Origin of the sequence: Sphingopyxis sp. DBS4, from assembly GCF_024628865.1 — a bacterium.
Classification (GTDB): domain Bacteria; phylum Pseudomonadota; class Alphaproteobacteria; order Sphingomonadales; family Sphingomonadaceae; genus Sphingopyxis.
Map to the genome: position 1 here is coordinate 1,626,606 of NZ_CP102384.1, position 25,811 is coordinate 1,652,416.

Annotated in this window: 23 protein-coding genes and 1 tRNA gene; 12 read left to right on the forward strand and 12 right to left on the reverse strand. The window is 65.3% G+C overall.

Annotation, left to right across the window (positions count from 1 at the left end; translation table 11 throughout):
- Positions 1–48: 48 nt before the first annotated feature.
- From NP825_RS07560 to NP825_RS07570, 3 genes are read left to right on the forward strand one after another with little or no spacing between them, the layout of a single operon-like run.
- Positions 49–1,770, forward strand: coding sequence for a DUF885 domain-containing protein (locus NP825_RS07560; RefSeq protein WP_257550026.1), 1,722 nt, complete (start codon positions 49–51; stop codon positions 1,768–1,770).
- Between the two features lie 53 nt (positions 1,771–1,823).
- On the forward strand, positions 1,824–2,969 hold the full coding sequence (locus NP825_RS07565) for a YARHG domain-containing protein (protein WP_257550028.1): 1,146 nt from the start codon (positions 1,824–1,826) through the stop codon (positions 2,967–2,969).
- On the forward strand, positions 2,966–4,741 hold the full coding sequence (locus tag NP825_RS07570; RefSeq protein WP_257550030.1) for an adenylate/guanylate cyclase domain-containing protein: 1,776 nt from the start codon (positions 2,966–2,968) through the stop codon (positions 4,739–4,741). Before NP825_RS07565 ends, NP825_RS07570 begins: the two co-directional genes overlap by 4 nt.
- Here NP825_RS07570 and NP825_RS07575 read toward each other — a convergent pair.
- On the reverse strand, positions 4,730–6,025 hold the full coding sequence (locus NP825_RS07575) for an RsmB/NOP family class I SAM-dependent RNA methyltransferase (protein ID WP_257550032.1): 1,296 nt from the start codon (positions 6,023–6,025) through the stop codon (positions 4,730–4,732). The genes NP825_RS07570 and NP825_RS07575 overlap by 12 nt on opposite strands.
- A 58-nt stretch (positions 6,026–6,083) precedes the next feature.
- Between NP825_RS07575 and NP825_RS07580 the strand changes: the two genes are divergently transcribed.
- Complete coding sequence (locus NP825_RS07580; protein ID WP_306998707.1) at positions 6,084–6,290, forward strand: DUF1674 domain-containing protein; 207 nt, start codon at positions 6,084–6,086, stop codon at positions 6,288–6,290.
- An 81-nt stretch (positions 6,291–6,371) separates the two neighbouring features.
- Here the strand turns inward: NP825_RS07580 and NP825_RS07585 are convergent, their stop codons facing one another.
- Both NP825_RS07585 and NP825_RS07590 read right to left on the reverse strand, forming a co-directional pair.
- Complete coding sequence (locus tag NP825_RS07585; protein ID WP_257550034.1) at positions 6,372–7,148, reverse strand: SapC family protein; 777 nt, start codon at positions 7,146–7,148, stop codon at positions 6,372–6,374.
- Between the two features lie 113 nt (positions 7,149–7,261).
- On the reverse strand, positions 7,262–8,686 hold the full coding sequence (locus tag NP825_RS07590; RefSeq protein ID WP_257550036.1) for an FAD-binding oxidoreductase: 1,425 nt from the start codon (positions 8,684–8,686) through the stop codon (positions 7,262–7,264).
- 240 nt (positions 8,687–8,926) lie between these two features.
- On the opposite strand from NP825_RS07590, the gene NP825_RS07595 reads away from it, so the two are divergent.
- Together NP825_RS07595 and NP825_RS07600 are read left to right on the forward strand one after the other, a co-directional pair.
- Entirely contained in the window at positions 8,927–9,400 is a 474-nt protein-coding gene (locus tag NP825_RS07595) for a hypothetical protein (RefSeq protein ID WP_257550038.1), read from the forward strand.
- A 114-nt stretch (positions 9,401–9,514) separates the two neighbouring features.
- Positions 9,515–10,885: a DEAD/DEAH box helicase gene (locus NP825_RS07600; protein ID WP_257550040.1), complete on the forward strand. Its 1,371-nt coding sequence runs from the start codon at positions 9,515–9,517 to the stop codon at positions 10,883–10,885.
- Positions 10,886–10,993: 108 nt separating this feature from the next.
- Here the strand turns inward: NP825_RS07600 and NP825_RS07605 are convergent, their stop codons facing one another.
- The gene (locus tag NP825_RS07605; protein WP_257550043.1) at positions 10,994–12,010 is read right to left on the reverse strand and encodes an NADP-dependent oxidoreductase; all 1,017 of its coding nucleotides are present in this window, start codon (positions 12,008–12,010) and stop codon (positions 10,994–10,996) included.
- A 95-nt stretch (positions 12,011–12,105) separates the two neighbouring features.
- Here NP825_RS07605 and NP825_RS07610 point away from each other — a divergent pair.
- Positions 12,106–12,181 (forward strand) — tRNA-Ala (locus NP825_RS07610).
- Positions 12,182–12,249: 68 nt separating this feature from the next.
- On the opposite strand, the gene NP825_RS07615 is transcribed toward NP825_RS07610, so the two are convergent.
- The 3 genes from NP825_RS07615 to NP825_RS07625 form a co-directional block, all read right to left on the reverse strand.
- Positions 12,250–13,110, reverse strand: coding sequence for a DUF4349 domain-containing protein (locus NP825_RS07615; RefSeq protein WP_257550045.1), 861 nt, complete (start codon positions 13,108–13,110; stop codon positions 12,250–12,252).
- Between the two features lie 74 nt (positions 13,111–13,184).
- A complete protein-coding gene (locus NP825_RS07620) occupies positions 13,185–15,482 on the reverse strand; it encodes an ATP-dependent helicase (protein WP_257550047.1) in 2,298 nt (765 codons plus the stop codon).
- Positions 15,483–15,492: 10 nt separating this feature from the next.
- Positions 15,493–16,353 carry a Rossmann-like and DUF2520 domain-containing protein gene (locus NP825_RS07625; RefSeq protein ID WP_257550049.1) on the reverse strand — a complete coding sequence of 287 codons (861 nt, stop codon included), beginning with the start codon at positions 16,351–16,353 and terminating at the stop codon, positions 15,493–15,495.
- A 167-nt stretch (positions 16,354–16,520) separates the two neighbouring features.
- Between NP825_RS07625 and NP825_RS07630 the strand changes: the two genes are divergently transcribed.
- The gene (locus NP825_RS07630) at positions 16,521–16,841 is read left to right on the forward strand and encodes a hypothetical protein (protein WP_257550051.1); all 321 of its coding nucleotides are present in this window, start codon (positions 16,521–16,523) and stop codon (positions 16,839–16,841) included.
- A gap of 189 nt (positions 16,842–17,030) precedes the next feature.
- Positions 17,031–18,302, forward strand: a complete 1,272-nt coding sequence (locus NP825_RS07635) for an MFS transporter (RefSeq protein ID WP_257550053.1) — start codon at positions 17,031–17,033, stop codon at positions 18,300–18,302.
- On the opposite strand, the gene rsmD is transcribed toward NP825_RS07635, so the two are convergent.
- Together rsmD and NP825_RS07645 are read right to left on the reverse strand one after the other, a co-directional pair.
- Entirely contained in the window at positions 18,288–18,830 is a 543-nt protein-coding gene (rsmD, locus tag NP825_RS07640) for a 16S rRNA (guanine(966)-N(2))-methyltransferase RsmD (RefSeq protein ID WP_257550055.1), read from the reverse strand. The two genes, NP825_RS07635 and rsmD, sit on opposite strands and share 15 nt — an antisense overlap.
- Positions 18,827–19,672, reverse strand: coding sequence for a pseudouridine synthase (locus tag NP825_RS07645; protein ID WP_257550057.1), 846 nt, complete (start codon positions 19,670–19,672; stop codon positions 18,827–18,829). The genes rsmD and NP825_RS07645 overlap by 4 nt, the downstream gene beginning before the upstream one ends.
- Positions 19,673–19,826: 154 nt before the next feature.
- Between NP825_RS07645 and NP825_RS07650 the strand changes: the two genes are divergently transcribed.
- The 3 genes from NP825_RS07650 to NP825_RS07660 all read left to right on the forward strand — a co-directional run bounded on the left by NP825_RS07650 (position 19,827) and on the right by NP825_RS07660 (position 22,550).
- Positions 19,827–20,264 (forward strand): response regulator, encoded by a 438-nt coding sequence (locus tag NP825_RS07650; protein ID WP_257550059.1) that lies wholly within the window; start codon positions 19,827–19,829, stop codon positions 20,262–20,264.
- Positions 20,265–20,378: 114 nt separating this feature from the next.
- Positions 20,379–21,800 (forward strand): MFS transporter, encoded by a 1,422-nt coding sequence (locus NP825_RS07655; RefSeq protein ID WP_257550061.1) that lies wholly within the window; start codon positions 20,379–20,381, stop codon positions 21,798–21,800.
- A gap of 6 nt (positions 21,801–21,806) precedes the next feature.
- Positions 21,807–22,550, forward strand: a complete 744-nt coding sequence (locus NP825_RS07660; RefSeq protein WP_257550063.1) for a PLDc N-terminal domain-containing protein — start codon at positions 21,807–21,809, stop codon at positions 22,548–22,550.
- Here the strand turns inward: NP825_RS07660 and NP825_RS07665 are convergent.
- The 3 genes from NP825_RS07665 to trpA all read right to left on the reverse strand — a co-directional run bounded on the left by NP825_RS07665 (position 22,547) and on the right by trpA (position 25,653).
- Positions 22,547–23,884 carry a folylpolyglutamate synthase/dihydrofolate synthase family protein gene (locus NP825_RS07665; RefSeq protein WP_257550065.1) on the reverse strand — a complete coding sequence of 446 codons (1,338 nt, stop codon included), beginning with the start codon at positions 23,882–23,884 and terminating at the stop codon, positions 22,547–22,549. The two genes, NP825_RS07660 and NP825_RS07665, sit on opposite strands and share 4 nt — an antisense overlap.
- Positions 23,885–24,016: 132 nt before the next feature.
- Positions 24,017–24,868, reverse strand: coding sequence for an acetyl-CoA carboxylase, carboxyltransferase subunit beta (gene accD, locus NP825_RS07670; RefSeq protein WP_257550068.1), 852 nt, complete (start codon positions 24,866–24,868; stop codon positions 24,017–24,019).
- A complete protein-coding gene (trpA, locus tag NP825_RS07675) occupies positions 24,865–25,653 on the reverse strand; it encodes a tryptophan synthase subunit alpha (protein ID WP_257550070.1) in 789 nt (262 codons plus the stop codon). The genes accD and trpA overlap by 4 nt, the downstream gene beginning before the upstream one ends.
- Positions 25,654–25,811: the final 158 nt, after the last annotated feature.

Genomic DNA, 25,811 nt, shown 5'->3' on the forward strand with positions numbered 1-25,811 from the left:
GTCGGACGCGGTGGCAGAAACCCGCCATCGATTGAGGGAGATGATCGAATGACACGTCAATTTGCCCGCTTCGGCGGTGCCGCCATGGCCGCGGCGCTGCTCGTCCTCACCGCCTGCAACGCATCGGGCGACAAGCCCGCGTCGGGATCGGACGCGAAGAACTGGACCGAGTTTCGCGACAATTTCCTTGCGGGCTATTTCCCGCTCAACCCCAATTTCGCGGTCTATCAGGGCAAGCACGAATTTGATGGTCAGCTTCCCGACTGGTCGGCCGACGGCCTTCAGAAACAGATTGCCTTCCTTGAAAAGACGATCGCCGACGCCAAGGCGTTCGACGGCAAGATGACCGATGCCGAGAAGTTCGAGCGCGACTATCTGGTGCATGTCGCCCAGGGGCAGCTCTTCTTCCTGAAGGACGCCGATTTCCCGCACAAGAACCCGGCCTATTATGTCGGGCAGCTCGACCCCAACGTCTATGTCTCGCGGCCCTATGCCGACGCGCCGACGCGGATGAAGGCGTTTATCGCCTATGCGCAGAAAGTCCCCGCGGCCGCCGAGCAGATCAAGGCGAACATCAAGCTGCCGCTGCCCGCGACCTTCGTCAAATATGGCACCGCGGGCTTCGGCGGTTTCGCCGATTATTATACCGGTGACGCCAAGAAGGCCTTTGCCGAGGTCAAGGATCCCGAGCTTCAGAAGCAGTTCGACGAGGCAGCGGCGAAGGCCGCGGCGGCGATGAAGGATCTCGCCGCCTATATTGGCTCGAAGCCGGGCACCGCCGACGGCTATGCGATCGGGGCCGACAATTTCGCCAAGATGATCCTGACCAACGAAGCGGTCGATACCCCGCTGGATGAGCTGGAGCGCATCGGTCAGGCCGACCTCAAGCGGAACCAGGATGCGCTGAAAGCCGCCTGCGCGACTTACGCCGCCGGGATGACGATCGCCGATTGCATGAAGAAGATGAATTCGGACAAGCCCGCCGATGGTCCTGTCGCCGAGGCCCGGCGCCAGCTTCCGGCGCTCCGCGCGTTCATCGCCGAAAAGGATCTCGTCTCGATCCCCGGCACCGAGCAGGCGCAGGTAGAGGAATCGCCGCCCTACAACCGCCAGAACAGCGCCTATATCGACATTCCGGGGCCGTATGAGAAAGGCCTGCCGTCGGTCTATTACATTTCGCCGCCCGACCCGAGCTGGGACAAGGCGACGCAGGATGCCTTCGTTCCGGGCAAGAAGGATCTGCTCTTCACGTCGGTCCACGAGGTGTGGCCGGGCCACTTCCTGAACTTCCTCCACTCAAACCGCGCGGAAAGCATCTTCGGCAAATTGTTCGTCGGCTATGCCTTTGCCGAGGGCTGGGCGCATTATACCGAGGAGATGATGTGGGACGCGGGACTCGGAGACGGCGACCCCGAAACGCATATCGGCCAGCTTTCGAACGCGCTGCTCCGCGATTGCCGCTTCATCTCGGCGATCGGGCTCCACACCAAGGGGATGACCGTCGCGGACTCGGAAAAGCTGTTCAAGGAGCAATGCTATCAGGACGATGGCAATGCGCGGCAACAGGCGGCGCGCGGCACCTATGATCCGCTCTACCTCAACTACACGATGGGCAAGCTGATGATCCGCAAGCTCCGCGACGACTGGACCAAGGGGGACAGGACGAAGTGGAAAGCGTTCCACGACGAATTCCTCTCCTACGGCGGCCCGCCGATCCCGATGGTGCGCGCCGCGATGATGAAGGAGGACGCGCCGAAGGCGGTCTTCTGAGGCTGGCGAATCGAACGACCCACGGCTAGCCTCTCGTCCAAAGGGGCTAGCCGATGGTCGATGTCTTCATTTCCTATTCGCGCGACAACAAGGCGCGCGTGGCTGAGATTGCCAATGCGGTCGCGGCGGCGGGCTATGACGTGTGGTGGGACGCCGAACTGCCGCCGCATCGCTCCTACGGCGACGTGATCACCGAAAAGATCGGCAGCGCGAAGGCGGCGATCGTCGTCTGGTCGCAGACATCCGCGCAGTCCGAATGGGTGCGTGCCGAGGCTGATGTCGCGCGCAATCAGAAAAAATTGGTGCAGACGTCGATCGACGACGTGATGCCGCCCTTGCCCTTCAATCAGATTCAGTTCGCGGAGCTCGCGGATTGGAACGGCGAGCCCGATCATCGCGGCTGGCGCAAGGTGCTGATGAGCCTGGAAGATCTGTGCGGACGGGAAGCGGCGCCTGTAGCCGCTTCGCAACCCGCACCGCCGAAATCGGCTCCGGTCGACCGGCAGGACCCGCCTCCGGCCCGAAAATCATCCTTTCTGCCACGGGCCCTGCTGGGGCTTGCGGTCGTTGCCGTCGCCTTGCTTGCGTGGAAGCTCCTTCAACCTTCACCGTCGCCCGCGACGGCTGTCGCACCTGCCAAAGTCGCGGCCACGACTGCGAGCAAGGAGACCGATAAGAGCGCGGCGCCGACCATCACCCCGTCCGCAGAAGCTTTCACGCTGGCGGCTGTGATCGACGATCCCGACGGCTTCACCAACATCCGCTCGGGCCAGAGCACCAAGGCGGCGATTATCGGCAAGGTGCTCGAGGGCGAGAAATTCCTGACCTATCAGCAGCCCGGTTCATGGTGGCGGGTGCGCAAGGCAGACGGCACCACCGGCTATATGTTCCGCAAATATATCCGGCTGATCGAGGGGGGAGCGACGCCGCCTACCGATACGAGCAAGGGCGCGATCATCGCCGATTCCTCGAAGCGCGTACTGACCGCGGCCGACGTCGCGGGCCTCACTCCGGAGCAGGCACGGCTGGCGCGGAACGAGATTTTCGCGCGACACGGCCTGCGTTTCAAGGACCCGAGCCTGCAAGCCTATTTCACCTCCTTGCCCTGGTATCGGCCGACCAGCGACAGCGTCGCACTTTCGGCGGTCGAAAAGGCGAATGTCGCACTGCTCCAATCGGCCGAAACCGTCCCGCAATGACAGCATCAGCCGCCGCCGTCGAAGCCGAGGTTGCGCACCGGCTGGGGCAGGGCGATGCGCTGAGCGCGTTCGACTGCGCAGCGGCGGCGCGACGCGACGGGACCGACAGCCCGCGGATGCGCTATCTGATGGTGCGTGCGCTCGCCGCGTCGGGCGACAGCCTCGGCGCGATGCACCTTTATGAGCAACTCGGCCTGGCGGCGACGGGCGACGTCGACAGCCTGGCGCTTGCAGGTCGTATCTGGAAGGATGAGGCCTTCGATCATGACGGCGTCGAGCGCGCCGGTTTCCTGCGCAAGGCCGCTGCCGCTTACGACCATGCGTTTCAGGCGTCGGGCGCGGACTTCCCGGCCATCAACGCAGCCAGCCTTTATGCGATGCTCAGCGAGCGCGAGCGCGCGGCAGCGCTGGCGGGACCGATCGCGGCGAATGGCGCCGCTGACACTTATTGGGATCAGGCGACTCTCGTCGAGGCGCTGCTGCTGCTCGGACGCGGCGAGGAGGCGCTGGTCCATGCCCGCGGCGCCCACGCGCAGGCGGGAACGCGGGCAGGCGATCGCGCCTCGACCTGCCGCCAGATCGCCCGGCTGGTCGCCAGCGGGGCGATCGACGCGGGTCATGGGGCGGATATCGCGGCCTTGCTGCGTCCCGCGCCGGTCGGCGTCTATTGCGGCCGCATGTTCCGCGCCGGCGGGGAGGGCGAGGCCAATGCCGCAAGGGCGATCGCCGAAACGCTGGATAGCCAGCCACTTTCGGCACTGATCGGTCCGCTCGCCTGCGGTGCCGACATTTTGTTTGCCGAAGCCGCGCTCGATCGCGGGATCGACCTGACCATCGTCCTGCCCTTTGCCGAGGGTGATTTCATCGCCCAGTCGGTCCAGTCGGGCGGCGGCGAATGGCTTCCGCGCTATCGCCGCTGCCGCGATGGCGCCGCGATGGTCCATTTCGCCAGCAATGCCGGCTATGTCAGCGACGATTGCCAGTTCATTCTCGGCTCGCACACCGCGATGGGGCTGGCGAAGCTGCGCGCGCGCGAACTCGAAACGGTGGCGATCCAGCTTGCGGTGGTCGATCCGGCGGTTGCCGCGCGCTCGGGCGCGGAGATTGCCGGAACCAACGCCGATATCGCGCTCTGGCGGGGCGGGGGCGGGGAAACGCTGACGATCCCGGTCGGCGGTCTCGATCGCAATCTCGATTTTCCACCCGCGCCGAAACCGCCCGCGGGCACGCAGCGCGGTCTCTACGCGATATTGTTCGCCGATTTCGCGGGCTTCTCGAAGCTCGGCGAAGCCGAGCTCCCGGTCTTCGCGCAGGAGGTGATGGGGGGTATCGGGCGCATCCTCGATCAATTCGGCGACGCCGTGCTGTTCCGCAACACCTGGGGCGATGCGGTCTATGCGGTGATCGACAACCCCGCGGCGGCGGCGCGGATCGCGCTCGCCATGCAGGAAAGACTCGACGTGCTGCCCGCGGGGCTGGGGCTCGAAGGGCATAAGGCGGGGATGCGCACCGGCATTCATTTCGGCCCGATCTATCGCGGCATCGATCCGGTGGTCGGCAACGAGCTCTGGTATGGGACCGAGGTCACGCGCACCGCGCGGATCGAACCGGTGACTTTGGTCGGACAGGTTTACTGCACCCAGCCGCTCGCCGCGATGCTCGCGCTCGAAAATGCGCGCGATTTCGATTGCGATTATGTCGGCAAGGTGGGGCTCGCCAAGGATTATGGCGAACTGGCGCTCTATCGCCTCTCGCGCCGCTCAGGCGGCTGACGGCGCGCGCAGCCGGGCGATGAAGAAGCCGTCGAGACCGCCAGCATCGGCGAGCAGGCCGGGCAGCGTGCGGATGAAACCGCTGTCGTCGGGGACGATCCCGCCGGGCAGTTCGTCCGCCGTCACGGGGTCGATGGACCAATCGCGATGCCAGTCGAGAAAGGTCGCGACCTGATCCTCGCCCTCGGCGCGTTCGAGCGAGCAGGTCGCATAGACCAAAGTGCCGCCCGGTTTGACCCATTGTGCGGCACGCGCAAGCAGTTCGCCCTGCAATTCGGCCATTTCCCGAATCTGGCGCGGCTCGATCCGGTGCAACACGTCGGGATGACGACGAAAAATGCCGGTCGCCGAGCAGGGAGCGTCGAGCAATATCGCGTCGGCGAGCGTTTCTGGCTGCCACTGGCGGATGTCGCCCCGGACGATTTCGGCGGCAAGTCCGGTGCGCGCGAGATTGTCCGAAAGCCGCGTGAGCCGCTTCGCGCTCAAGTCGACGGCAACGACGTTCCAGCCTGCGGCCGCAAGCTGCATCGTCTTGCCGCCCGGCGCGGCACAAAGGTCGAGCAGCGTGCGCCCGCCTCCCGGTCCAAACAGGCGCGCGGGGAGGCTGGCGGCGAGATCCTGCACCCACCACCCGCCGTCGCGATAGCCCGGCATCGCCTCGACCGCCTGGCCGCGCGGCAAGCGGCGGTGCCTTGGCGCAAGCTTCATTGCCTCGCTCCACGCGTCGTCGCCGGGCTCGGAAGCGAAGCTGAGGTCGATCGGCGGCGGCGCGCTCCATGCCGTCGCGGCTGCCGAGACGATCTCCTCACCCCATTGCGCTGCCCAGCGCTCGGCGACCGCTTCGGGCAGCGTGGCGCTTTCGGGCAGGCTCCACGCCTCCTGCTGGGCGCGCGAGAGGAGCGCGTGGACAAGGCGGCGCGGGCCTCCCGCAACGAGCGGAAGCGCGGTCGATACCACCGCATGCGGCGATGTCTTGAGGACGAGCAATTGCGCCAGCGCCAGCCGAAGCACCGCGCGCGATTTCACGTCTTCGGGCAGGGTCTGTTCGGTCGCCCCGTCGATAAGGGCGTCGATGTCGCCCATCCAGCGCAGCGTTTCGGATACGATGGCAATGGCGAAAGCGCGATCGGCGGGAGGCAATCCTTGCGTCGCGGCGTGTGCGGCGACCTCAAGCGGATCGCCGCGGCGCAGGACGGCGTCGAGCAGGCGAAGCGCGGCCCGCCGCGATGCCGTGCCCGGCGGATCGGCTTCGGCCGCGCGGCGGCGTTTTTTTGGATCGGCCATGGCTTTCCATCCCGTTATGGCTGGCGCAGGGCAAGCGAAATCCTGTAGGAAGGCCTGCATGGCCGAGAATGATGAAATGATGATGGGCGCAACGCCCCGCGCGACGCGGCGCCCGGCGCATGTGAAACCACCCGCGGGCTGGACGAACAGCCCCGTGCCCGAACCCAAAGCCCTTCATGAGGATAAGGCGGAAGACCAGCCGGGCGGACGCAACCCCGTGCGCTATGGCGATTGGGAGCTGAAAGGCCTCGCGATCGATTTTTGAGGCCGGCGGCAGCCGGCAAGACCGGCGCCGCAGTGCGGGAGCGGTTGGCCCCGGCACTCGCGGCGACGATCTTCTATTCCATCAGACCGCCGGAACCTGAACCAGTTCCGGCACCCGGCCCGACTTCACCTGCTCGGCGAAGACTTCGCGCATGAGCTGAAGCGAGAAGAGGTGCGCGAAGATCAGCGCGAGGATGCCGTTCTGCATCATCTTGCGAAGCACGTCGCCACGCAGTTCGCGCAGCTTGTTCTCGTCGACCATCTGGAAGCCGCGATAGATATAGGGCTTGTCGCTGCCTTCGGGCTGGATCGCGACTTCGCCGTCCATCAGCAGGTCGGCTTTCTTGAGCTCTTCCATGAAGAAGCCGGTGCGCTGGCCCGCTTCCTCGAAATTCTTGCAAAATTCGAGGATGGCATTGACCTGCTCGGTCGGCTTGCCGTCTGCGAACAGCGCGTCGCCTTCCTCGAACTTGCCGATCGCCGCCGACGTCGGGTCGAAGCATAGCGACAAATCCTCGCTGTCGGGGGTAAGCCGCGCGAGGAGGAAAGGATAGCGGCGGATATAGGCGGGGACATAGACCGGATTGAGCAGCTTGCCGTCGCTGTCGACGAAGGTGTTCACGCCTTCGTTGAGGCCCATCAGCGCCAGCGGCACCGGATTCTCACCCGCCGAAAAGACGATCGGATAGAAACGGCAGGCCGATGTGAACTCGTCCGACGTCAGCGGCACCGCGTGCTGATTGACCAGGAATCCCGCGTTGTCGAGCGGGCGAGCGCGGAAATCAGCGTGATCGACGCTCGAAAGCGGAACGATGTCGTTATAGAAAATCGGCATATTGTTGGCGGGCGCGGTGGCCATGGCGAAACTCCGGATCATGCGCCCCGAGGGTTTCGAGGCAAAATGGCTAATGGCGCGCCTTATTGGCAGGCGCGGCGCGGCGCAAGGGGCGATGGCGCGGAGCGCCGCCCCAATCAGCCGATCAGTTTCCCGGGATTGAACAATCCGGCGGGATCGAGCCCCGACTTGATCGCGCGAAGCGCGGCGAGGCGCGCCGGGCTGTCGAGCTCGGCCAATATATCGCGCTTCATCTGCCCGATGCCGTGCTCGGCCGAAATCGAGCCGCCGAGTTCGACGACATGAGTGTAGACGAGGCGGCTTGCCGTCGCGCCATGCTCGGCCAACCAGGCGGCACCGTCGGTGCCTTCGGGAGGCTGGACGTGATAATGGATGTTGCCGTCGCCCAGATGCCCGAAGGAAACGGTCCGGATGCCCGGAAAGGCGGCCGCGAGCCGGCCCGGGTTGTCGGCAATGAAGCGCGGCATCAGATCGACCGGGACGCTGACATCATGCTGCAGCGCCGGGCCCTCGGCGCGCTCTGCTTCCGATATCGAATCGCGAAGGCGCCAGAAATCCTCGCTTTCCCGGTCGTTTTTTGCCATCGCGACGTCATGGATCAGGCCGGCGTCCAGCGCCCCCACGAGTTCGCGCTCCATCTGTTCCCCAAGCACCGAAGCATCGTCGCCTGCCAGTTCGACCAGCGCATACCAGGGGCTGGGCTGGGCGAGCGGATGACGGGTCTGCGGAATGTGGCGCAGAACCGCCTCCAGGACATGGTGCGGCACGATCTCGAACCCTTCGAGCACGTCGCCCAGTGCTGCGTCGAGGCGGCGGAGCAGCCGCAGCGCATCGTCGGGCGAGGCCAGGCCGATCCATGCGGTCTGGCGCGCTGCGTTGACGGGAACGAGGCGCAGGCTGGCCGCGGTCACGACCCCCAACGTCCCCTCGGCGCCGCAGAGCAGATGTTTGAGGTCATAGCCTCGATTGTCCTTCTTGAGCGGCGCGAGCCCCTCGAAGATGCTGCCGTCGGGCAGGACCGCCTCGATTCCCGCGACGAGCGCGCGCATCGTGCCGTGCCGTAGCACCTGGGTTCCGCCGGCGTTGGTCGAAACGAGCCCGCCGACCGTCGCCGATCCCTTGCCGCCCAGCGTCAGCGGGAAACGCAGCCCCTTGTCGAGCGCGGCATGATGAAGATGTTCGAGGATGACGCCCGCCTCGGCCACGACGATTCCGGCGGTCGTGTCGAGCGCCCGGATATGGTTCATGCGCCGCAGGCTAAGGAGCAATTGCCGCCCGGACGCATCGGGCGTCGCGCCGCCCACCATGCCGCTGTTCCCCCCCTGCGGAACAAGCGCGACTCCTTCGGCGGCGCAGGCGCCAACGACCGCCGCAACCTCGGCGGTGGTCGCTGGCGACAGCATGGCCGCCGCGTGCCCGTGATATTTGCCGCGCCAGTCGGTGAGCCACGGTGCCAGGACATCGGGATCGGTGCTGAAACCCTTTGGTCCCAAAAGATCGGCGAGCCTGGCGAGCAACGCGGGAGAAGGGGAATGCGACATGGCGGACCTCCGGACAATCGACGCCGACCGACCACTTGGGCCTCGACAGCAATTCATTTGATGTTCAATCAGGGGCGTTAAAGGGGGCGATGGACGATAGTTGGCTTTTCGTCCAGCATCGAAGCGGGAGTTGCGGGTGGACATCATCTTCTGTCAGGGCGCCGGAAGGACGGCCGCGCGACCGTGCTGACCATTGCGACCCTGTTGGCGATGATCTGGGGCCCTGCTGCGGATACGCCGATGACTTCGACTCCGCCCGAACCGTTGGTCGCCATTGCGATTCCTTCGCCGGAAGACCAGACGGCGGGCTTTTGGCAGATGGTGATCGAGCAGCGGCTGATCATCCGCGTCCCGGCGCAGCGGTCGCCGCTGAACAATTTCTCTGCCGCCCCCGCTCCCCAGGCACGGACACGGCAACTTCCGGTCGAGTGGAAGGAAAAGAAGGCCCCGAAATGCATCGCGATGCGGAACATCGCGGGAATGCAGGCGACCGAGCATGACAGCATCGATCTGCTCACGCGCCAGCGGCAGCGACTGCGCGCAGAACTGAGCCGCGGATGCCGCGGGCTCGACTTTTACGCCGGCTTTTACATGCAGGGAACCAAGGACGGGCAGCTTTGCGAGGGTCGGGACGAGATTCACGCCCGGACCGGCGCCAAATGCCAGATCAAGAAATTCCGCCTGCTGGTTCCCGTCGCACGCGACGAGGATTAATCGCGGCAATCAACGCCTTTCCTTGACTTTTCGTCCTCACTTCCGCAAGGGCGCCGCAGCGATGGCGCTCGTGGGTCGCCGCGCTGTCACATTTTTTCCGGACAGTTTGCCCTTATGAAATTTGCCGACCTCGGCCTTTCCGATGAACTTTTGCGCGCCGTGACCGAGGCGGGCTATGACGAACCGACGCCGATTCAGGCGGGCGCGATCCCGTCGGTGCTGATGATGCGCGACATGATCGGCATCGCCCAGACGGGGACGGGCAAGACCGCGTCCTTCGTGCTGCCGATGATCGACATATTGGCGCATGGCCGTGCCCGCGCGCGGATGCCGCGCTCGCTGATCCTCGAGCCGACGCGCGAATTGGCGGCGCAAGTCGCGGAAAACTTTGAAAAATACGGCAAGTATCACAAGCTGTCGATGGCGCTGCTGATCGGCGGCGTGCAGATGGGCGACCAGGTCAAGGCGCTCGAAAAGGGCGTCGACGTCCTCATCGCAACCCCGGGCCGCCTGATGGACCTGTTCGAGCGCGGCAAAATTCTGCTCACCGGCTGCAACCTGCTCGTCATCGACGAAGCCGACCGGATGCTCGACATGGGTTTCATTCCCGATATCGAGAATATCTGCACCAAGCTGCCGGCGAATCGACAGACCCTGCTCTTCTCGGCGACGATGCCGCCGCCGATCAAGAAGCTGGCGGATAAATTCCTCTCGAACCCCAAGACGATCGAGGTCGCGCGCCCGGCCAGCCGCAATGAGAATATCGAGCAGTTCGTCGTCAAGACGTCGGAGCGCGGCAAGCGCGACACGCTGCGCGGCCTTATCGAGGCCGAGGACGTCGGTACCGCGATCATCTTCTGCAACCGCAAGACGACGGTGCGCGAACTGGCGAAGTCGCTGCAGCGTTCGGGCTACATGGCCGGCGAAATCCACGGCGACATGGACCAGTCGAGCCGCATCGCCGAACTCGACCGCTTCAAGGCGGGGACGATCAACATATTGGTCGCATCGGACGTTGCCGCGCGCGGGCTGGACGTGAAGGGCGTCAGCCACGTCTTCAATTTCGACGCTCCCTGGCATCCCGACGATTATGTCCACCGCATCGGCCGCACGGGCCGCGCGGGAGCCAAGGGCCGGGCCTTCACGCTGGTCACGCCGTCGGACGACGAAGCGCTCGATAATATCCAGAAGCTGACCGGCTATCAGATTCCGGTTCACGACACCGGCAAGGCGGATGCGCAGGCAGAGCGCGAAAGCGACGAGCAGCGCGAACCGCGACGCGGCGGCCGCGCCGAACGCGGCGGGCGCTCGAACGTCGAGAAAGCGCCCCGTGCACCCAAGCGTGCGGCGGAGAAAAAGCCCGAAGCGCCGAAGAAGGATAGCGGACGCAAACCCGCGCCTGCTTCGCGACACGACGATGATGGCCCCGACGATGGCTGGAATGGCCCGATGCCGGGATTTCTGTCCGTGGGCTTCGGGAATTGAGTTGATCGTCGCCCCCGCGAAGGCGGGGGCCGCTGGCGGGCTGCTTCTGCATTGCTGCGTAAGACGACGGCGGCCCCCGCCTTCGCGGGGGCGACGGCCGGAAATGCCTTACAACCGAACGAGCATCTTGCCGATATTTTCGCCCGAAAACAGGCCGAGGAAGGCATCGGGAGCCGCGTCCAGTCCCTCGCGCACGGTCTCGCGCATCGTGACCGCGCCGCTCGCGATCAGCCCGCCCATATCGGCGTAGAATTCCTCGGCGCAGTCGATGAACTGGTCGGTGTAGATGAAACCTTCCATACGGATGCGCGCCGGGATGGTGCGGATCAGATGCGTCATCTCCTGGGGCTTGCCGTCGTTATAGACGTCGATCATGCCGCAGATCGCGAAGCGCGCGAAATCATTGGCAGTCGCGAAGGCAGCGTCGAGATGCTCGCCGCCGACATTGTCGAAATAGACGTCGATGCCCGGCTTGCCGAGGCGTTCGAGCGCCGCGGCAAGCTGCGGCAGGACCGGCCCGGCCTTGTAATCGACCACCGCATCGGCGCCGAGCTCGTCAACCCAGCGGCCTTTTTCTACGCCGCCCGCCGAGCCGATGACCGTCATCTCGCGCGCCTTGGCGATCTGGACCACGGCCGAGCCGACCGCGCCCGCCGCCGCCGAAACGAAGACCGTGTCGCCAGGCTTCGCCGCCGCGACACGCAGCAGCCCGATCCAGGCTGTTCCACCGGTCAGGCCCATATTGTGCAGAAAGGTCTGGGGCGAAAGGCCCGCCGCCAACGCCTCGGCGGGCAGCTTGTTCGGCATCATGTCGAGCCCGATGACGCCGCCATCGCGCCAGCCCCCCATATGCAGGATCAGGTCGCCGGACGCGAAGCCCTCTATCCGGCTCTCGACGACCTCGCCGATCGCGCCGCCGGTCATCGGCTGATCGAGTTGAAACCCCGCCGCATAGCTTTTCGCGTCATTCATCCGCCCGCGCATATAGGGATCGACCGACAGCCAGAGATTGCGGACGCGGATCTGGTCGGCGTCGAGCGGGCTGTCGGGAAGTTCGCGCAATGCGAAATCGTCGTGCGTCGGCAGTCCCTGCGGACGGCGGATCAAATGCCATGCCTTGCTCATGGTGCCCGTTTCCCCCAAATTTTCCGGTCGCGGCGACAATCGTCAGAAAAGCCGTTGCCACTGTCAACCAGTCTCGCTAAGAGCCGCCCGGTCGCGGGGCCGTAGCTCAGATGGGAGAGCGCTGCAATCGCACTGCAGAGGTCAGGGGTTCGATTCCCCTCGGCTCCACCAGCGACCCAATTCCAACAATGTGGAAGCGTATCGACCGGGGACAGCTTCGCCGCCCCCGGCCTCTGTCGTCAGGTAGCGGACGCCGGCGGTTCGGTCGGACGCCCGCGAAAACGCCGCCACAGATAGACGGCCAGTGCCGCCAGCAGTGCCCAGGGCAGGATCGCCGCACCAAAGACCAGCACAACCGATAGCAGCGTGCCGCCGCTGCCGAGCAACGCGCTCCAGGCGTTGCTGAATGGATTTTCACGCCCGATGCCCGGCAGTCCGCCGTCGCTGACATAGTTGAACGCGACGCTGGTCCACGCGATGCGCGCTTCGCCGTCGCGGCGGCTCTGGCGTTCGTCGCCGAGCTGCCCGCGAAGCTGGGCGACCTGCGCCAACAATTCGGCGCGCTCGCGCTTGTCGAGCCCGCCTGCCTTCAGCCGCTCCTCGATCCGCGCGATTTCGGTTTCGGAGCCCGCGCTGCGTTGTTGCGAGGCGAGGATTTCGGTTCCAACATCCTCGCCCTTCACGCTCGCGTCAGCGAGGACGCCTTCGGCCTTTTCGACGCTGGCAAGAGCGCTCGCGCCGAATTTGCGCGCGATCCCCGGTTCGAGCTTGAACTGCGTCTGCGCCTCGACAAGCTTCTCGTCGTCGAGCTGGTAGCGGACATCGACAATGCGGCAGCGCTGGACACCGAGCGTCTCGCACGCCGCGGCATGCTCCTCCTGAACCTTGGCGATGCGGTCGTCGGCGAGGCGGAAGGTATAGGAATAATCGAAGGCGACACCGGGCGCCGCGTTCAGTGCGACGTCGGGACCGGCGGCGTCGCTGGCGGCGGCTTCGGCGGCTGGGGCATTGGATGTGGAAACGCTTGCATCCTCGGACTGCTTTTCCGAGCAGCCGACCAGGGCGAGCGCCATCGCGCCCGCTAAGAGCCTATTTCGCATGCAGATTCTCCCAAAACGCGACTCGTCGGTCGCAGGAGATGGGATATCATAAGTGATGTAGTTGACAATAAAATTCAGGCTGCGCGCACGAAGCCGTCGAGAACCTTCTTGCTGCCTGCCTGATCGAATTCGACGTCGAGCTTGTTGCCGTCGATGTCGATGATCTCGCCATAGCCGAACTTCTCGTGGAACACGCGCATCCCGATCGCAAGGTCGGAGCGCGGCTTGGCGCCGACCGAGGCGGCGGGGCCGCGCTCGCTGGGCGCGGGGGCGCGCGTGATCGTCGAGGATTGCGCCGTGGCACGCTGCCATGCCGGTCCGCGCGTCATCGTGCGCGCGGGATTGCGGTCCGCGACATGCGCGAAGGGATCGCCCTGCGCCGACCAGTTGGCGCGCCACAGGCTCTGCCCACCGCCGAAGCTGTTTTCGCTCGTCACATGCTCGGGGGGAATTTCCCCGATGAAGCGGCTCGGGATGCTGCTCATCCACTGGCCGTAGATGCGACGGTTCGCGGCGTGATAGATGCTCGCGCGCCGCCGCGCGCGGGTGATCGCGACATAGGCGAGGCGGCGCTCCTCCTCGAGGCTCGCGGTGCCGCCTTCGTCCATCGCGCGCTGCGACGGAAAGACGCCGTCCTCCCACCCCGCGAGAAAGACATGGTCGAATTCGAGGCCCTTGGCGGCGTGAATCGTCATGATCGTCACGGTTTCGGTATCGTTGTTCTGATCGCGATCCATGACGAGGCTGACATGCTCCAGGAACGCCTCCAGCGACTCATATTCCTCCATCGCGCGCACGAGTTCGGAGAGGTTTTCGAGCCGCCCCGCCGCCTCGGCGCTGCGGTCGGCCTGCAGCATCGCGGTATAGCCCGATTCGTCGAGGATGAGCTGGGTCAGCTCGGGATGCGACAGCTCGGCCGCCTTGCCCTGCCAACTGCGCATCTGCGCGACGAAGTTCGCAAGCTGGCGGCGCGCCTGCGGTGTCAGTTCGTCGGTCTCGGTGATCCGCGACGCGGCGTGGAAGAGCGGCGCGCGCTCGTGCCGCGCGAACTGGTGAATGCGCGCGAGCGCCTTATCGCCGAGCCCGCGCTTGGGGACATTGACGATGCGCTCGAACGCGAGATCGTCGGCGGGCGACTGGACGAGGCGCAGATAGGCGAGCGCGTCGCGGATTTCGGCGCGTTCGTAGAAGCGAAAGCCGCCGACGATGCGGTACGGCATGCCGATCGCGATGAAGCGATCTTCAAACTCGCGTGTCTGGAACTGCGCGCGGACGAGGATCGCGGCGCGGTCGAGCGATATCCGCTGGCGCTGCAAATCCTCGAGTTCCTCGCCGATCCGCCGCGCTTCCTCCGGCCCGTCCCACACGCCGACGACGCGCACCTTGTCGCCCGCGTCGAGTTCGGTCCACAGCGTCTTGCCGAGTCGGTCGCTGTTCTGCGCGATCAGCGCCGAGGCGGCGGCCAGAATCTGCGGGGTCGAGCGGTAATTCTGTTCGAGGCGGATCACCGTCGCGCCGGGAAAATCCTTTTCGAAGCGCAGGATATTCGCGACCTCGGCGCCGCGCCACGAATAGATCGACTGGTCGTCGTCGCCGACGCAGCAGATATTCTTCCGGCTTTGCGCAAGCAAGCGGAGCCACAGATATTGGCTGGCGTTGGTGTCCTGATACTCGTCGACAAGGATATATTTGAAGCGGGTCTGATACTGCTCCAGCACGTCGCGGTGCGTCTTGAGAATGACCAGCATGTGGAGCAGCAGGTCGCCGAAATCGCAGGCATTGAGCGTCTTCAGTCGCGCCTGATAGAGCGCATAGAAATGCTGCCCCTTGCCGTCGGCATAGGCTTCGCGGTCCGACGCATCGAGGTCGCCCGGGACCAGCCCGCGGTTCTTCCACTTGTCGATCAGCCCCGCGAGCTGGCGCGCGGGCCAGCGCTTTTCGTCGAGCCCTTCGGCCTGGATGAGCTGTTTCAGGACGCGAAGCTGGTCGTCGGTGTCGAGGATGGTGAAATTGCTTTGCAGCCCGACCAGTTCGGCGTGGCGGCGAAGCATCTTCGCGCAGATGCTGTGAAAGGTGCCGAGCCACGGCATCCCCTCGACCGCGTCGCCGATCATCCGCCCGATGCGCTCGCGCATCTCGCGCGCCGCCTTGTTGGTGAAGGTGACGGCGAGGATTTCGGACGGCCAGGCCCGGCGCGTCGCGATGATATGCGCAAGCCGCGCGGTCAGCGCCGCGGTCTTGCCGGTGCCCGCGCCCGCGAGCATCAGCACCGGCCCTTCGGTCGTCAGCACCGCCTGCCGCTGCGGGTCGTTGAGGCCTTGCAGATAGGGCGGGTCCGAGGGATCGGACGGCGAGGCGGGGAGGCTGTTCACGCGCGAACGATTAGGGAACAGCGGCAGCGCTGTCCAGTGCGCGGCGAAGCGCCGACGGCTCGGCCCGCCCCAATTCGCCCAGCGTCGCGAGTGCCATCGCGCGATAGGCGGGGAGCAGGGCGGGGCAATCGGCGGCGAGCGCGGTAAGATGCCCCGCGACCGTCTCGTCGTCGCCGCGCAGCAGCGGCCCCGACAGCGCCGCGAAGCCGCGCTCCAGACTGTTTTCGAGCGCCGCCCGAACGAGGGGCGCGAGCAGCGCCGCGGGATCGTCGACGCCCGCCGCCGCCAGTGCGTGCGACGCGCCCGCCATCAGCGTCACGAGATGGTTGGAAGCGTGGCAGAGCGCGGCGTGATAGAGCAGGCGGCTCTCCTCGGCGACCTCGACCGCCACACCGCCGAGCAGGCCGACGACTGCCCGCGCGATCTCGCCGGCCTCCGGCGAGGAGCCGGTGACCGCAAACCGTGCCTGCGCCATGCGCACGACCTCGCTCCGGGCGTCGCCGGTAAAGGTCATCGCGGGATGGATCGCCGCGGTCAGCGCACCGGCGCGGTGCAGCGGATCGAGGATCGCGGCGCCGCGGCTCCCGCTGACGTGAAAGACGAAGGCCACCGGCGCTATTCCGGCGAGTTCGGCCACGACGTGGGATAGAGCGTCATCGGAAACCGCGATCGCGATCAGGTCGCAATTGTTGGCGAAGGGAACGGGGTCGTGCACGGCGATGGCCTGCACTCGTCTGGCGGCAACAGAAGCCTTGTCCTGCGACCGCCCCCACAGCAGGACCGGCGCGCCCGAATGCGGCCCAAGCGCGAGCGCGAACGTCTGCGCGACCCGACCCGAGCCGATAATGCCGATCTGCCGAAACATGGTCATAGGTCGCGTGTAGCCTGCATGATCGTGCTTCGCCAACAAATGGCGGTCATCGACGGAAAGCCGTGCGCGCGATGCAGGCGGAGGCGGAAACCCGTGTGACGATCAGCCTCGGCACCGGCTACCCAAAGAAGCTAGCACCTAGGATCGATTCCGAGCATATCTAGGATATGACATTTGGCTTTTCTACGGCCAGCGATTTCCTGAGCTGGGTGGTGGTCGCCCTTTTAGGGATCAAGGTGGTTTCGACGGTCGTGCTTCTCCGGCGTGACAAGGATACATGGTTTAAGTCGCGACGGACGGCTGCGCTTTGGTGGTCGACAAAGGTCACTCCGATATTGGCCGTTCCCTGCATGATCGCCATTGCAGTTCAGCAGAATCGGGTTTCTGACGCATGGGGTTACGGCGCTCTCATGTGTTTTGTTCTGCTGGCCGTGCCCTTTATCGTCTGGCGCAGATTTGTTCGCCGCCCAAATGCAGACTCGACGTAAAATGAACGGAACAGGCGCAAAGCCGACGCACGCTCTGGGTTCCCGCTTTCGCGGGAATGACGAAAGTTGGAAAGGGCGGCTCCCCACCTCGAAGCCGTTACCGCCGCATTCAACCTTGCACAAAATACCCCAACCCGTCCAAAGCGGCCCCCACGAAACGCTGACGAAACAAGGGGAGGGCCGTTGCCCATGGATCTGGCACCATATCGCAAGCACCGCCGCATCCTGACCGCGAGTCTCGTCGGCACCGCGGTCGAGTTCTATGATTTCTATGTCTATGCGACCGCCGCCGCGCTGGTGATCGGGCCGCTCTTCTTTCCTGCCGAATCGGCGTCGGCGCAGCTTATGTTCAGTTTCATGAGCTTCGGGCTGGCCTTTCTCGCGCGGCCCGTCGGCGCGATCGTCTTCGGTCATTATGGCGACCGCATCGGGCGCAAGTCGACCCTCGTCGCCTCGCTGATGCTGATGGGCGCTTCGACGCTGCTGATCGCCTTTCTGCCGACCTATGCGATGGTGGGCTGGGTCGCGCCGCTGCTGCTCTGCATCCTGCGCTTCGGGCAGGGGCTGGGGCTCGGCGGCGAATGGGGCGGCGCGGCGCTGCTCGCGGTCGAGAATGCGCCGCCTGGATGGAAGTCGCGCTTCGGCATGTTCCCGCAATTGGGCGCGCCGGTCGGCTTTATCGCCGCGAACGGGCTGTTCCTGCTGCTCGGGCTGATGCTGAACGACGCCGATTTCGCGAGCTGGGGCTGGCGTATCCCCTTTCTCTTTTCGGCGGTGCTCGTCGGCCTCGGCCTCTGGGTGCGGCTCAAGATCGGCGAGACGCCCGATTTCAAGGAAGCGCTGGAGCAGGACGCGCCCGTCGGCGTCCCGCTCGGCGAATTGCTGCGCCATCATCTGCTCGCAACGCTCGCGGGCACCTTTGCGGTCGTCGCCTGTTTCGCGATCTTCTATCTCTCGACCAGCTTCGCGCTCGCGCACGGCACGGCGACGCTCGGCTATCCCAAGGAGCAATTCCTGCTCGTCCAGCTCGGCGCGATCCTGTTCATGGCGGGCGGCATTATCTTCGCCGGCTATGCGAGCGACGCATCGAGCGCACAGCGCGTGCTGACGTGGGGATGCGGCGCGACGATCCTCGTCGGGCTGCTCTTCGGGCCGTCGCTGGCGTCGGGAAGCTGGCCGATCATCTTTGCCGGGCTCGCGGCGGCGCTGTTCGTGATGGGCCTCGTCTATGGCCCGCTCGGAAGCTGGCTGACAGCGCTGTTCCCGGTGCGCGTGCGCTATACCGGCGCGTCGGTGACCTTCAACGCCGGCGGCATATTGGGCGGCGCGCTCGCGCCGATCATCGCACAGGCGCTGAGCGACTGGCGCGGGACCGACGTCGTCGGGCTTTATCTCGCGCTCGCCGGGGTCGTGAGCTGGATCGGACTGCTGATGGTGCGGAAGACGTCACGCCAGCCGTAGCAGCGTCAGCTTCGCCTTGCCGACCCGGCGCTCGGTATCGATCGCGAACCCCGCAACGTCGACGCTTTCGCGCTCGCCGGTCTCGACCGAAATCCAGCTATCGGGTCCGACCCAGCCCAGCCGGTTGAGCTTGTCGAGCGCGACACTTCCGGCTCCGGTCTCGTAAGGCGCGTCGAACAGCAACAGATCGAAGCTGCGGCGAGCAGGGCCGAGACCAAGGACGGAGCCTGCGCGAACGTCGGCGCGCGCCGACGCGTCAAGTGAAGCGAGATTCTTGCCGAGCGCATCGAGAGCGTCGCGGTCCTGCTCGCCGAACAGGCAGTGTGCGGCGCCGCGCGACAGCGCCTCGATCCCGAGCGCGCCCGAGCCCGCGAACAGATCGGCGACATACAGCCCCTCGAAACTGCCGACGCGGCTGGTGAGCATCGAGAAGAGCGTCTCGCGCGTACGATCCGCCGTAGGGCGCGTCGCGTCATTCTTCGGCGCGATCAGCTTGCGACCGCGCCATTCGCCCGCGATGACCCTCATTTGTCGAGCCGGCGCCGGAACTGGAACAACTCGTCCCGCGGCACGATCTCGACCTGCCCCATGTCGAGCCCTTCGAGGGTGAACTGCCCATAGCGCGTGCGGATCAGGCGGCTGACCTGAAGGCCGAGATGTTCGAGAACGCGGCGAACCTCGCGATTCTTCCCTTCGGTCAGCGTCATCTCGATCCATTGGTTGCGCCCGGTGCGGCGTTCGAGATTGGCGTCGATCTTGCCGTAACGGATGCCGTCGATCTCGATCCCTTCGACCAGATCCTCGAGCTGCGTCTGGCTGATGTCGCCGAAAGCGCGCGCGCGATAGGTGCGCTCGACCCCGCTTGCGGGAAGCTCGAGCTGGCGCTTGAACGCGCCGTCATTGGTGAGGAGTAACAGCCCTTCGGTGTTATAGTCGAGCCGCCCGACCGGCATCAGCCGCGGTAACCCCTTGGGCAGGATGTCATAGATCGTCTTGCGCCCCTTGGGGTCGCGCGCCGCGGTCAGGCAGCCCGCGGGCTTGTGGAAACGATAGAGGCGCGTCGAGACGGGCTTTGCGACGGGGTTGCCATCGACCGTCAGCCCATCAAGTGACGCGAGCAACGGCGCGGGTTGCGCGATCGTTTCACCATTGAGCGCGATACGGCCTTCCTCGATCATCCGCTCGACATCGCGGCGCGATCCGACGCCCGCACGCGCAAGCAGTTTGGCGATCCGCTGCGGCCCGTCCTCGCGTTCGGGCTCGGCCTTGGGGTTGCGCGGCGGCGCGGCGGCGCGTGCGGCGCGGCGGCCGCGCGGGGCATCGGCGGGCGCCGAAGGGGGGGCGCTGCGGGGTGGGCGGCGGCTGTTCATGGGAACGGATGCGGCTTTCTTGTCGTTTTCAGACACAAACTGTGTCTTTGTGATCACGCTCATAGCCCGAAAGTGATCGCTTCGTCGATGGCAAGCCGAAGCGATATTGCAGGGAGGGCGAGAGCGAGTCATGGCGTCGGTAAAGGGAGTCATCATGCTCTTCGCGTCTCGCCCGTCGTGCATCAAGCGTCTGTTGGTCATCGAGGATGACCCGCTGGTGGCGTTCGACAACGAGCGGACGCTGAAGCACGGTGGCTACGACGTCGTCGCGACAGTCGATTCGGGTGAAGCCGCGGTCGCGGTGATCGCCTCGGTCCAGATCGACGCGATCGTCCTCGACCTTGGCCTCGCGGGCGATATGACGGGCCGCGAAGTCGCCCGCCTCGCGCGCGACCGCGGCATCGCGGTGCTGCTGGTGACGGGCCAAATTCCCGCCGATGCCCAAGAGATCGCGGTCGCCTGCCTCGGCAAGCCGCACAGCGCCTCGGCGCTGCTGTCGGCGGTGAAGGCGGTCGAGACGATGACCTGCAAGAAGAAGGCGCCGCGCAAGGTCAGCGGCCTCGTTACCTTCTGGCGCCCCGAAGCGGCGTGACGGGACGGGGCGAATGCCGCCCCCGACCAACCGCCAATTAGTCGCTTCCAATTTACAGCCAACGCTTTAGGCCAATCGAGCACGAAATTCGCGCGAAGGAAAGGGGACGCCGCGATGCAACTGGGGCTCGATTCATTGGTGCTGGTTGCCGTGCTTGCGCTGGTCATCGGCCTGGCATTCGTCATCCCCAGCTTTGCCCCCTATCGCAAGCCGATGCCGATCGTTGCCTTCCTGCTCGGCATTTCGAGCGGGTTCCCGCTGACGCTATTGCTGGGCACGATGACTTTCTGGCTGTCAAAAGTCGGGATCGAGAAATCTACCATCGGCTTCGCAATTGGCCTCACAACCCCCTATACGCTAAAATTCCTCTGGGCGCCGCTCGTCGATCGTCTGCCGCTGCCTTTCCTGACCCGCACCTTCGGCCAACGCCGTGGCTGGCTGTTTTTCATCCAGGCGTTGCTCGTCATCGCGATATGGCAACTTGGAACGAGTAACCCGACAAACGATCATCTTGCGCCCTTCGCCCTCTGGGCCATCGTCGTCGCCTTTCTTTCGGCGACTCAAGACATTGTGATCGATGCCTATCGCATCGAAATATTGAGCGACGCCGAACTGCCGCACGGCACCGCGATGAACCAGTTCGGCTATCGCACCGGCAATTTGATCGCGGGTGTCGGAACGATCGCGCTCGCATCGCCCGAGGGGTTCAATCTCGGTTGGGCGGCCGCTTATGGTTTCACCGGGCTCGCGATCCTTCCGGCGCTACTCGGCGCGCTTTACGCCGGTCCCGGTCGGTTTGATCCGAACCGCGCCCGCGCGGCAGGGCAAAATTTCGGCGACTGGCTGCGGGACACGGTCATCAATCCGTTTCGGGAATTTTTCTCGCGCCACGGCGCGATACTGATTTTGCTGTTCGTGCTCGTTTACAAGGTGGGCGACGCGATGGGGCAGGGCATGCTCAATCCGATGATTGTCGAACTCGGCTTCACCGACACCGAATTCGTGGCGATCAACAAAGGGGTCGGCTTCGTGGCGCTGATCGTCGGCTCAGCCCTGGCGGCGCCGTTCATCGCCTGGTTGGGTATGGGACGCGCGCTGCTCGTGTCAGGCTTGATGATGATGTTCAGCAACGTCCTTTTCGCGGTGCTGGCTTCGGTCGGCCATTCGCCGCTGATGCTGGCGATTGCCGTCGGCACGGAGAATTTCACGAGCGGGATCGGCCTGACCGTCTTTGTCACTTATCTTTCGGGCTTGTCCAGCCTCGCCTATACCGCCACCCAATTCGCATTGCTGTCGTCGTTTGCGGCCGTCGGCCGCACATGGCTCGCAGCTCCTGGCGGCTATATCGCCGAAGGACTGGGATGGGTCGGCTTCTGGCTCTTTACTGTTGCGGCTGCCGTTCCCGGTATGCTGCTGCTCTGGATTCTCTGGAAAAAGGGCTTTGTTGTCCAGACGGTTCGCCAGCCGAGCACCGAGGACGACGGACACGAAGCTATGGGCATTGGCGATGACAAGCCGAAAACGGCGGCAACCTGATCGGCGATGCATTTCCTGATCCTCTCGCTGGCGCTGCAGGTGCTGTGCATCGTCCATGTGTTTCGCACCGGGCGGAACACGGCGTGGATCATGGCCATCGCCTTTCTGCCGATGGTCGGCATTCTGGCCTATTTCATCGTCGAGATTCTTCCCGGTTTGCCCCGCGATCGCCGCGTACGTGAGGCGCGGACGAAGATCGCCGATCGCATGGATCCCGAACGTCGGGTGCGCGATGCGCGCGACGCGGTCGAGTTCAGCGACACCGTCGGTCACCGCCTCGAACTGGGCGATGCGCTGGTGGCGCGCGAGCGCCATGGCGAAGCGCTCGAACAATATCGTATGGCCGAACGCCTGTCGCCGCACGTCGATCGCATGATCGGCATGCGGATCGCCGAATCCGCCTATGAAGCCGGGCATTCCGCCGAAGCGCTCGCCGCGCTTGACGCGCTTCCCAAAACCTTGTCGCAGACCGATCTTGACCGCCGGGCGCTGCTTCGCGCCAAGGTCGCCGAAACCGAAGACCGGGCGCAGGATGCGCTCGCGATATATCGAGAGATCGTCGGCCGCGTGCCGGGCGACGAGGTGCGGTGCCGGATGGCGGCGCTCTTGATCGCCGAAGGCGACCGGCGCGAGGCGCGCGTCGTGTTGCAGGAGGTTGAAAAGCGGATGAAACGCACGCCGCCGGTCACGCTCAAGGCCGAAGCGGCGATGTATGATTGGGTCAAACGAACGCTCGCCGAACTGGGTTAGACCGGCCATTCGCGGTTGCGGTCGAGAACGACGCCCGCAAGATAGAGCGAACCGCAGATCAGCACGTCGGCCAACGCACCATCGCTTGCGATATGGCGCAACGCGGTTTCGATATCGGGGCGCGCGCGCGCATAGGAAACACCCAGTTCACCCTGCACCGTGCGACACAGTTCGCGCGGATCGCGATGCTCGTGTCCCGGAACCGGCACCGCCTGAAACGACGCGATCTTGTCGGCAATCGGTCGCAGAAAGCCTGCCGCATCCTTGTTCGCTAGCAGCCCACAAACGACGTGGAGCGGGGGGCGGTGCGCCAGCGCCTTGGCGAGCGCCGCTCCGGCGTCGGGATTATGGCCGCCGTCGAGCCACAGCGCTGTGCCGGGCCGCAGGATCGCCGTCAGCGGCCCGGCGCCGAGGCGTTGCAACCGCGCGGGCCAATGCGCGTGCGCCATGGCTTCGGCAAAAGCGCGTTCGGAAATGCCGAACGCTGTCTGATGGCGGAGCATCGCGATGGCAAGCGCGGCATTGTCGGCCTGGTGGGCACCTGCCATCGCGGGTAGCGGCAAGTCGAGCACACCGCACTCGTCGCGGTAATGCAGGCCGCCTTCGTCGACCGCCGCGCCCCATGCCTCGCCGCGGTCGAGCAGCACGGCTCCCGCTTTCGCAGCCTGCTTCGCAACCTCGTCGCGCGCGGTCGGCGGATAGGCTTGGGTCACCAGCGGTACCCCGGCCTTCGCAATACCCGCCTTTTCAAAGGCAATGCGGTCCAGCGGCGCGGCGGGGACATTCGCCTCGGGCGCGAGCAGAAAAGCCTCGTGATCGATGCCGAGCGAGGCAATGCCGCAGACTGCGGGGCTCCGGATGATGTTCGTCGCATCGAGCCGTCCGCCGAGTCCGACCTCGACGATGCAGGCATCGGCGGGATTACGCGCGAAAGCGAGGAAGGCGGTGGCGGTCGTGACTTCGAAGAAACTCGCTTGCAACCCTTCGGCGACATCGAGCACTTCGCCGAGGAGTGCGGCGAGCAGGCCGTCGTCGATGAGCTTGCCTGCAATCCGGATACGCTCGTTGAAGCGGACAAGGTGCGGGCTCGAATAGACGTGCGTGGTGAGACCCTCGGCCTCTATCGCGGCGCGCAGGAAGGCGCAGGTCGATCCCTTGCCATTGGTGCCCGCGACGTGGAGTACCGGCGGCAGATGGTTCTGCGGATCGCCGAGCCGCGCGCAAAGTTCGGTGATGCGTTCGAGCCCGAGGATATCGCGCCCCGGCGACAGCGCCGCGAGACGGTCGAGTTGGGCCTGTACGGCGGGGTCGGAGCTATGGGCGTGGTCAGGCATAATGAGGATCGGCTAACCCCAATTTCCGTTCGCCCAGAGCTTGTCGAAGGGCCGTTCTTGATTCTGGCGTTTCAAGAAAAAGGACAGCGCTTCGTCAAGCTCAGCATGAAAGGAAAAAGCGAGCGCTACGGGCTATGCCGCCTTCTCAGGCGCCAGATAGCCGATCAGGCGCCCCAGCGTTTCGGGCAACTGCTTGCGATGCACGACCATGTCGATCATCCCATGCTCGAGCAGATATTCGGCGCGCTGGAAGCCTTCGGGCAATTTTTCGCGGATCGTATTCTCGATCACGCGCTGACCCGCGAAGCCGATCAGCGCCTTGGGCTCGCTGATCTGGACGTCGCCGAGCATCGCATAGCTGGCGGTGACGCCGCCCGTCGTCGGGTCGGTGAGCAGCACCACGTAAGGCAGGCCCGCCCGGCGCAGGCGCTGGAGCGCGACGGTCGCGCGCGGCATCTGCATCAGCGACAGCGTGCCTTCCTGCATCCGCGCGCCGCCTGCGGCGGTGATCGCGATATAGGGGACGCCGCGCTTGATCGCCTGCTCGACCCCGGTGACGAAGGCCTCCCCCACCGCGACGCCCATCGACCCGCCCATGAAGGCGAAATCCTGCACGCCGATCACCGCGCCCTGGCCCGAAATGCGGCCGAACGCATTCTGATAGGCATCGCGGTCGCCGGTCTGCGCGCGCGCCGCCTTGATGCGATCGACATATTTCTTGGTGTCGCGGAACTTCAGCGGGTCCTCGGGCGCCGGCGGCGAGGCGATAAGCTCGTGGACGCCGCCGTCGAAAAGCTGCGCGAAGCGTTCCTTGGCGCCGATGCGGTCATGATGGTCGCAGCGCGGGCAGACGTTGAGATTATCCTCCCACTCCTTGACGAACACCATCTGCTGACACTGGCGGCATTTGTGCCAGAGATTGTCGGCGGTATCGCGCTTGGCGGTGAAGGGCAGGGCGTTGCGGACGCGGTCGAGCCAGCTCATGCGGCGATCTCCTTTGCGCCGTGGATAGCATCGGCGAGGGTGCGGGTGAAGGCTTCGACATAAGGCGCAGCGGCGGGGCCATGCTCGGCGATGATGTCGATGAAGGCCGATCCGACGACGACGCCGTCGGCAACGCGCGCGATGCTTGCGGCCTGTTCGGGCGTGCGGACGCCGAACCCGACCGCGACGGGCAGGTCGGTGGCGGCCTTGAGCCGCGCCACGGCATCCTCGATGCTCGCCTGCGCCGCCTGCTGCAGCCCGGTGATCCCGGCGACCGACACATAATAGAGGAAACCGCCCGCGCCGTTCAGCACGTCGGGCAGGCGCGCCGCATCGGTGGTCGGGGTGGCGAGGCGGATGAGGTCGACTCCGGCGGCCCGCAGACTCGGCCCAAGTTCGGCGTCTTCCTCCGACGGAATATCGACACAGATGATTCCGTCGACGCCCGCCTTCGCGCATTCGGCGGCAAACCAGTCGGCGCCGCGGATCGTCATCGGATTGGCATAGCCCATCAGCACGAGCGGCGTGTCGGGATGGCGCACGCGGAAGGCGGCGGCAATGGCGAAAATGTCGGCGGTGGTTGTGCCCTTGGCAAGGCTGCGCAAATTCGCAGCCTGGATCGCGGGACCATCGGCCATCGGATCGGTGAAGGGCATCCCAAGCTCGATCACGTCGGCTCCGCCCGCGACGAGTGCATCGAGGTTCGCGGCGGTGTCGCCATCGCCCGCGGTGATGAAGGTGACGAGTGCGGGCCCTTTGCGAAATGCTGACGCGAAGCGGGTCATTGAGCCCTCTTCCTTTCAGGGGAGAGAATATCCATGCTGTTTCTTTTCGGAGCCACTTTATAACCTCCTGTTCCCCGCGAAGGCGGGGGTCCATCTCCTGCGCTATCTGTTCCTGCACTGTGCGCTGAATAACGACAGTGCGGGAGATGGCCCCCCGC

Bases quoted from the DNA above. Each gene is read 5' to 3' on its own strand.
- NP825_RS07565 (WP_257550028.1), top strand. From the start codon at position 1,824: ATGGTCGATGTCTTCATTTCCTATTCGCGCGACAACAAGGCGCGCGTG.
- NP825_RS07635 (WP_257550053.1), top strand. From the start codon at position 17,031: ATGGATCTGGCACCATATCGCAAGCACCGCCGCATCCTGACCGCGAGT.
- NP825_RS07560 (WP_257550026.1), top strand. From the start codon at position 49: ATGACACGTCAATTTGCCCGCTTCGGCGGTGCCGCCATGGCCGCGGCG.
- NP825_RS07570 (WP_257550030.1), top strand. From the start codon at position 2,966: ATGACAGCATCAGCCGCCGCCGTCGAAGCCGAGGTTGCGCACCGGCTG.
- NP825_RS07590 (WP_257550036.1), bottom strand. From the start codon at position 8,686: ATGTCGCATTCCCCTTCTCCCGCGTTGCTCGCCAGGCTCGCCGATCTT.
- NP825_RS07625 (WP_257550049.1), bottom strand. From the start codon at position 16,353: ATGACCATGTTTCGGCAGATCGGCATTATCGGCTCGGGTCGGGTCGCG.
- NP825_RS07655 (WP_257550061.1), top strand. From the start codon at position 20,379: ATGCAACTGGGGCTCGATTCATTGGTGCTGGTTGCCGTGCTTGCGCTG.
- rsmD (WP_257550055.1), bottom strand. From the start codon at position 18,830: ATGAGGGTCATCGCGGGCGAATGGCGCGGTCGCAAGCTGATCGCGCCG.
- accD (WP_257550068.1), bottom strand. From the start codon at position 24,868: ATGAGCTGGCTCGACCGCGTCCGCAACGCCCTGCCCTTCACCGCCAAG.
- trpA (WP_257550070.1), bottom strand. From the start codon at position 25,653: ATGACCCGCTTCGCGTCAGCATTTCGCAAAGGGCCCGCACTCGTCACC.
- NP825_RS07600 (WP_257550040.1), top strand. From the start codon at position 9,515: ATGAAATTTGCCGACCTCGGCCTTTCCGATGAACTTTTGCGCGCCGTG.
- NP825_RS07650 (WP_257550059.1), top strand. From the start codon at position 19,827: ATGCTCTTCGCGTCTCGCCCGTCGTGCATCAAGCGTCTGTTGGTCATC.
- NP825_RS07575 (WP_257550032.1), bottom strand. From the start codon at position 6,025: ATGGCCGATCCAAAAAAACGCCGCCGCGCGGCCGAAGCCGATCCGCCG.
- NP825_RS07630 (WP_257550051.1), top strand. From the start codon at position 16,521: ATGACATTTGGCTTTTCTACGGCCAGCGATTTCCTGAGCTGGGTGGTG.
- NP825_RS07665 (WP_257550065.1), bottom strand. From the start codon at position 23,884: ATGCCTGACCACGCCCATAGCTCCGACCCCGCCGTACAGGCCCAACTC.
- NP825_RS07645 (WP_257550057.1), bottom strand. From the start codon at position 19,672: ATGAACAGCCGCCGCCCACCCCGCAGCGCCCCCCCTTCGGCGCCCGCC.
- NP825_RS07595 (WP_257550038.1), top strand. From the start codon at position 8,927: ATGACTTCGACTCCGCCCGAACCGTTGGTCGCCATTGCGATTCCTTCG.
- NP825_RS07605 (WP_257550043.1), bottom strand. From the start codon at position 12,010: ATGAGCAAGGCATGGCATTTGATCCGCCGTCCGCAGGGACTGCCGACG.
- NP825_RS07585 (WP_257550034.1), bottom strand. From the start codon at position 7,148: ATGGCCACCGCGCCCGCCAACAATATGCCGATTTTCTATAACGACATC.
- NP825_RS07580 (WP_306998707.1), top strand. From the start codon at position 6,084: ATGGCCGAGAATGATGAAATGATGATGGGCGCAACGCCCCGCGCGACG.
- NP825_RS07660 (WP_257550063.1), top strand. From the start codon at position 21,807: ATGCATTTCCTGATCCTCTCGCTGGCGCTGCAGGTGCTGTGCATCGTC.
- NP825_RS07615 (WP_257550045.1), bottom strand. From the start codon at position 13,110: ATGCGAAATAGGCTCTTAGCGGGCGCGATGGCGCTCGCCCTGGTCGGC.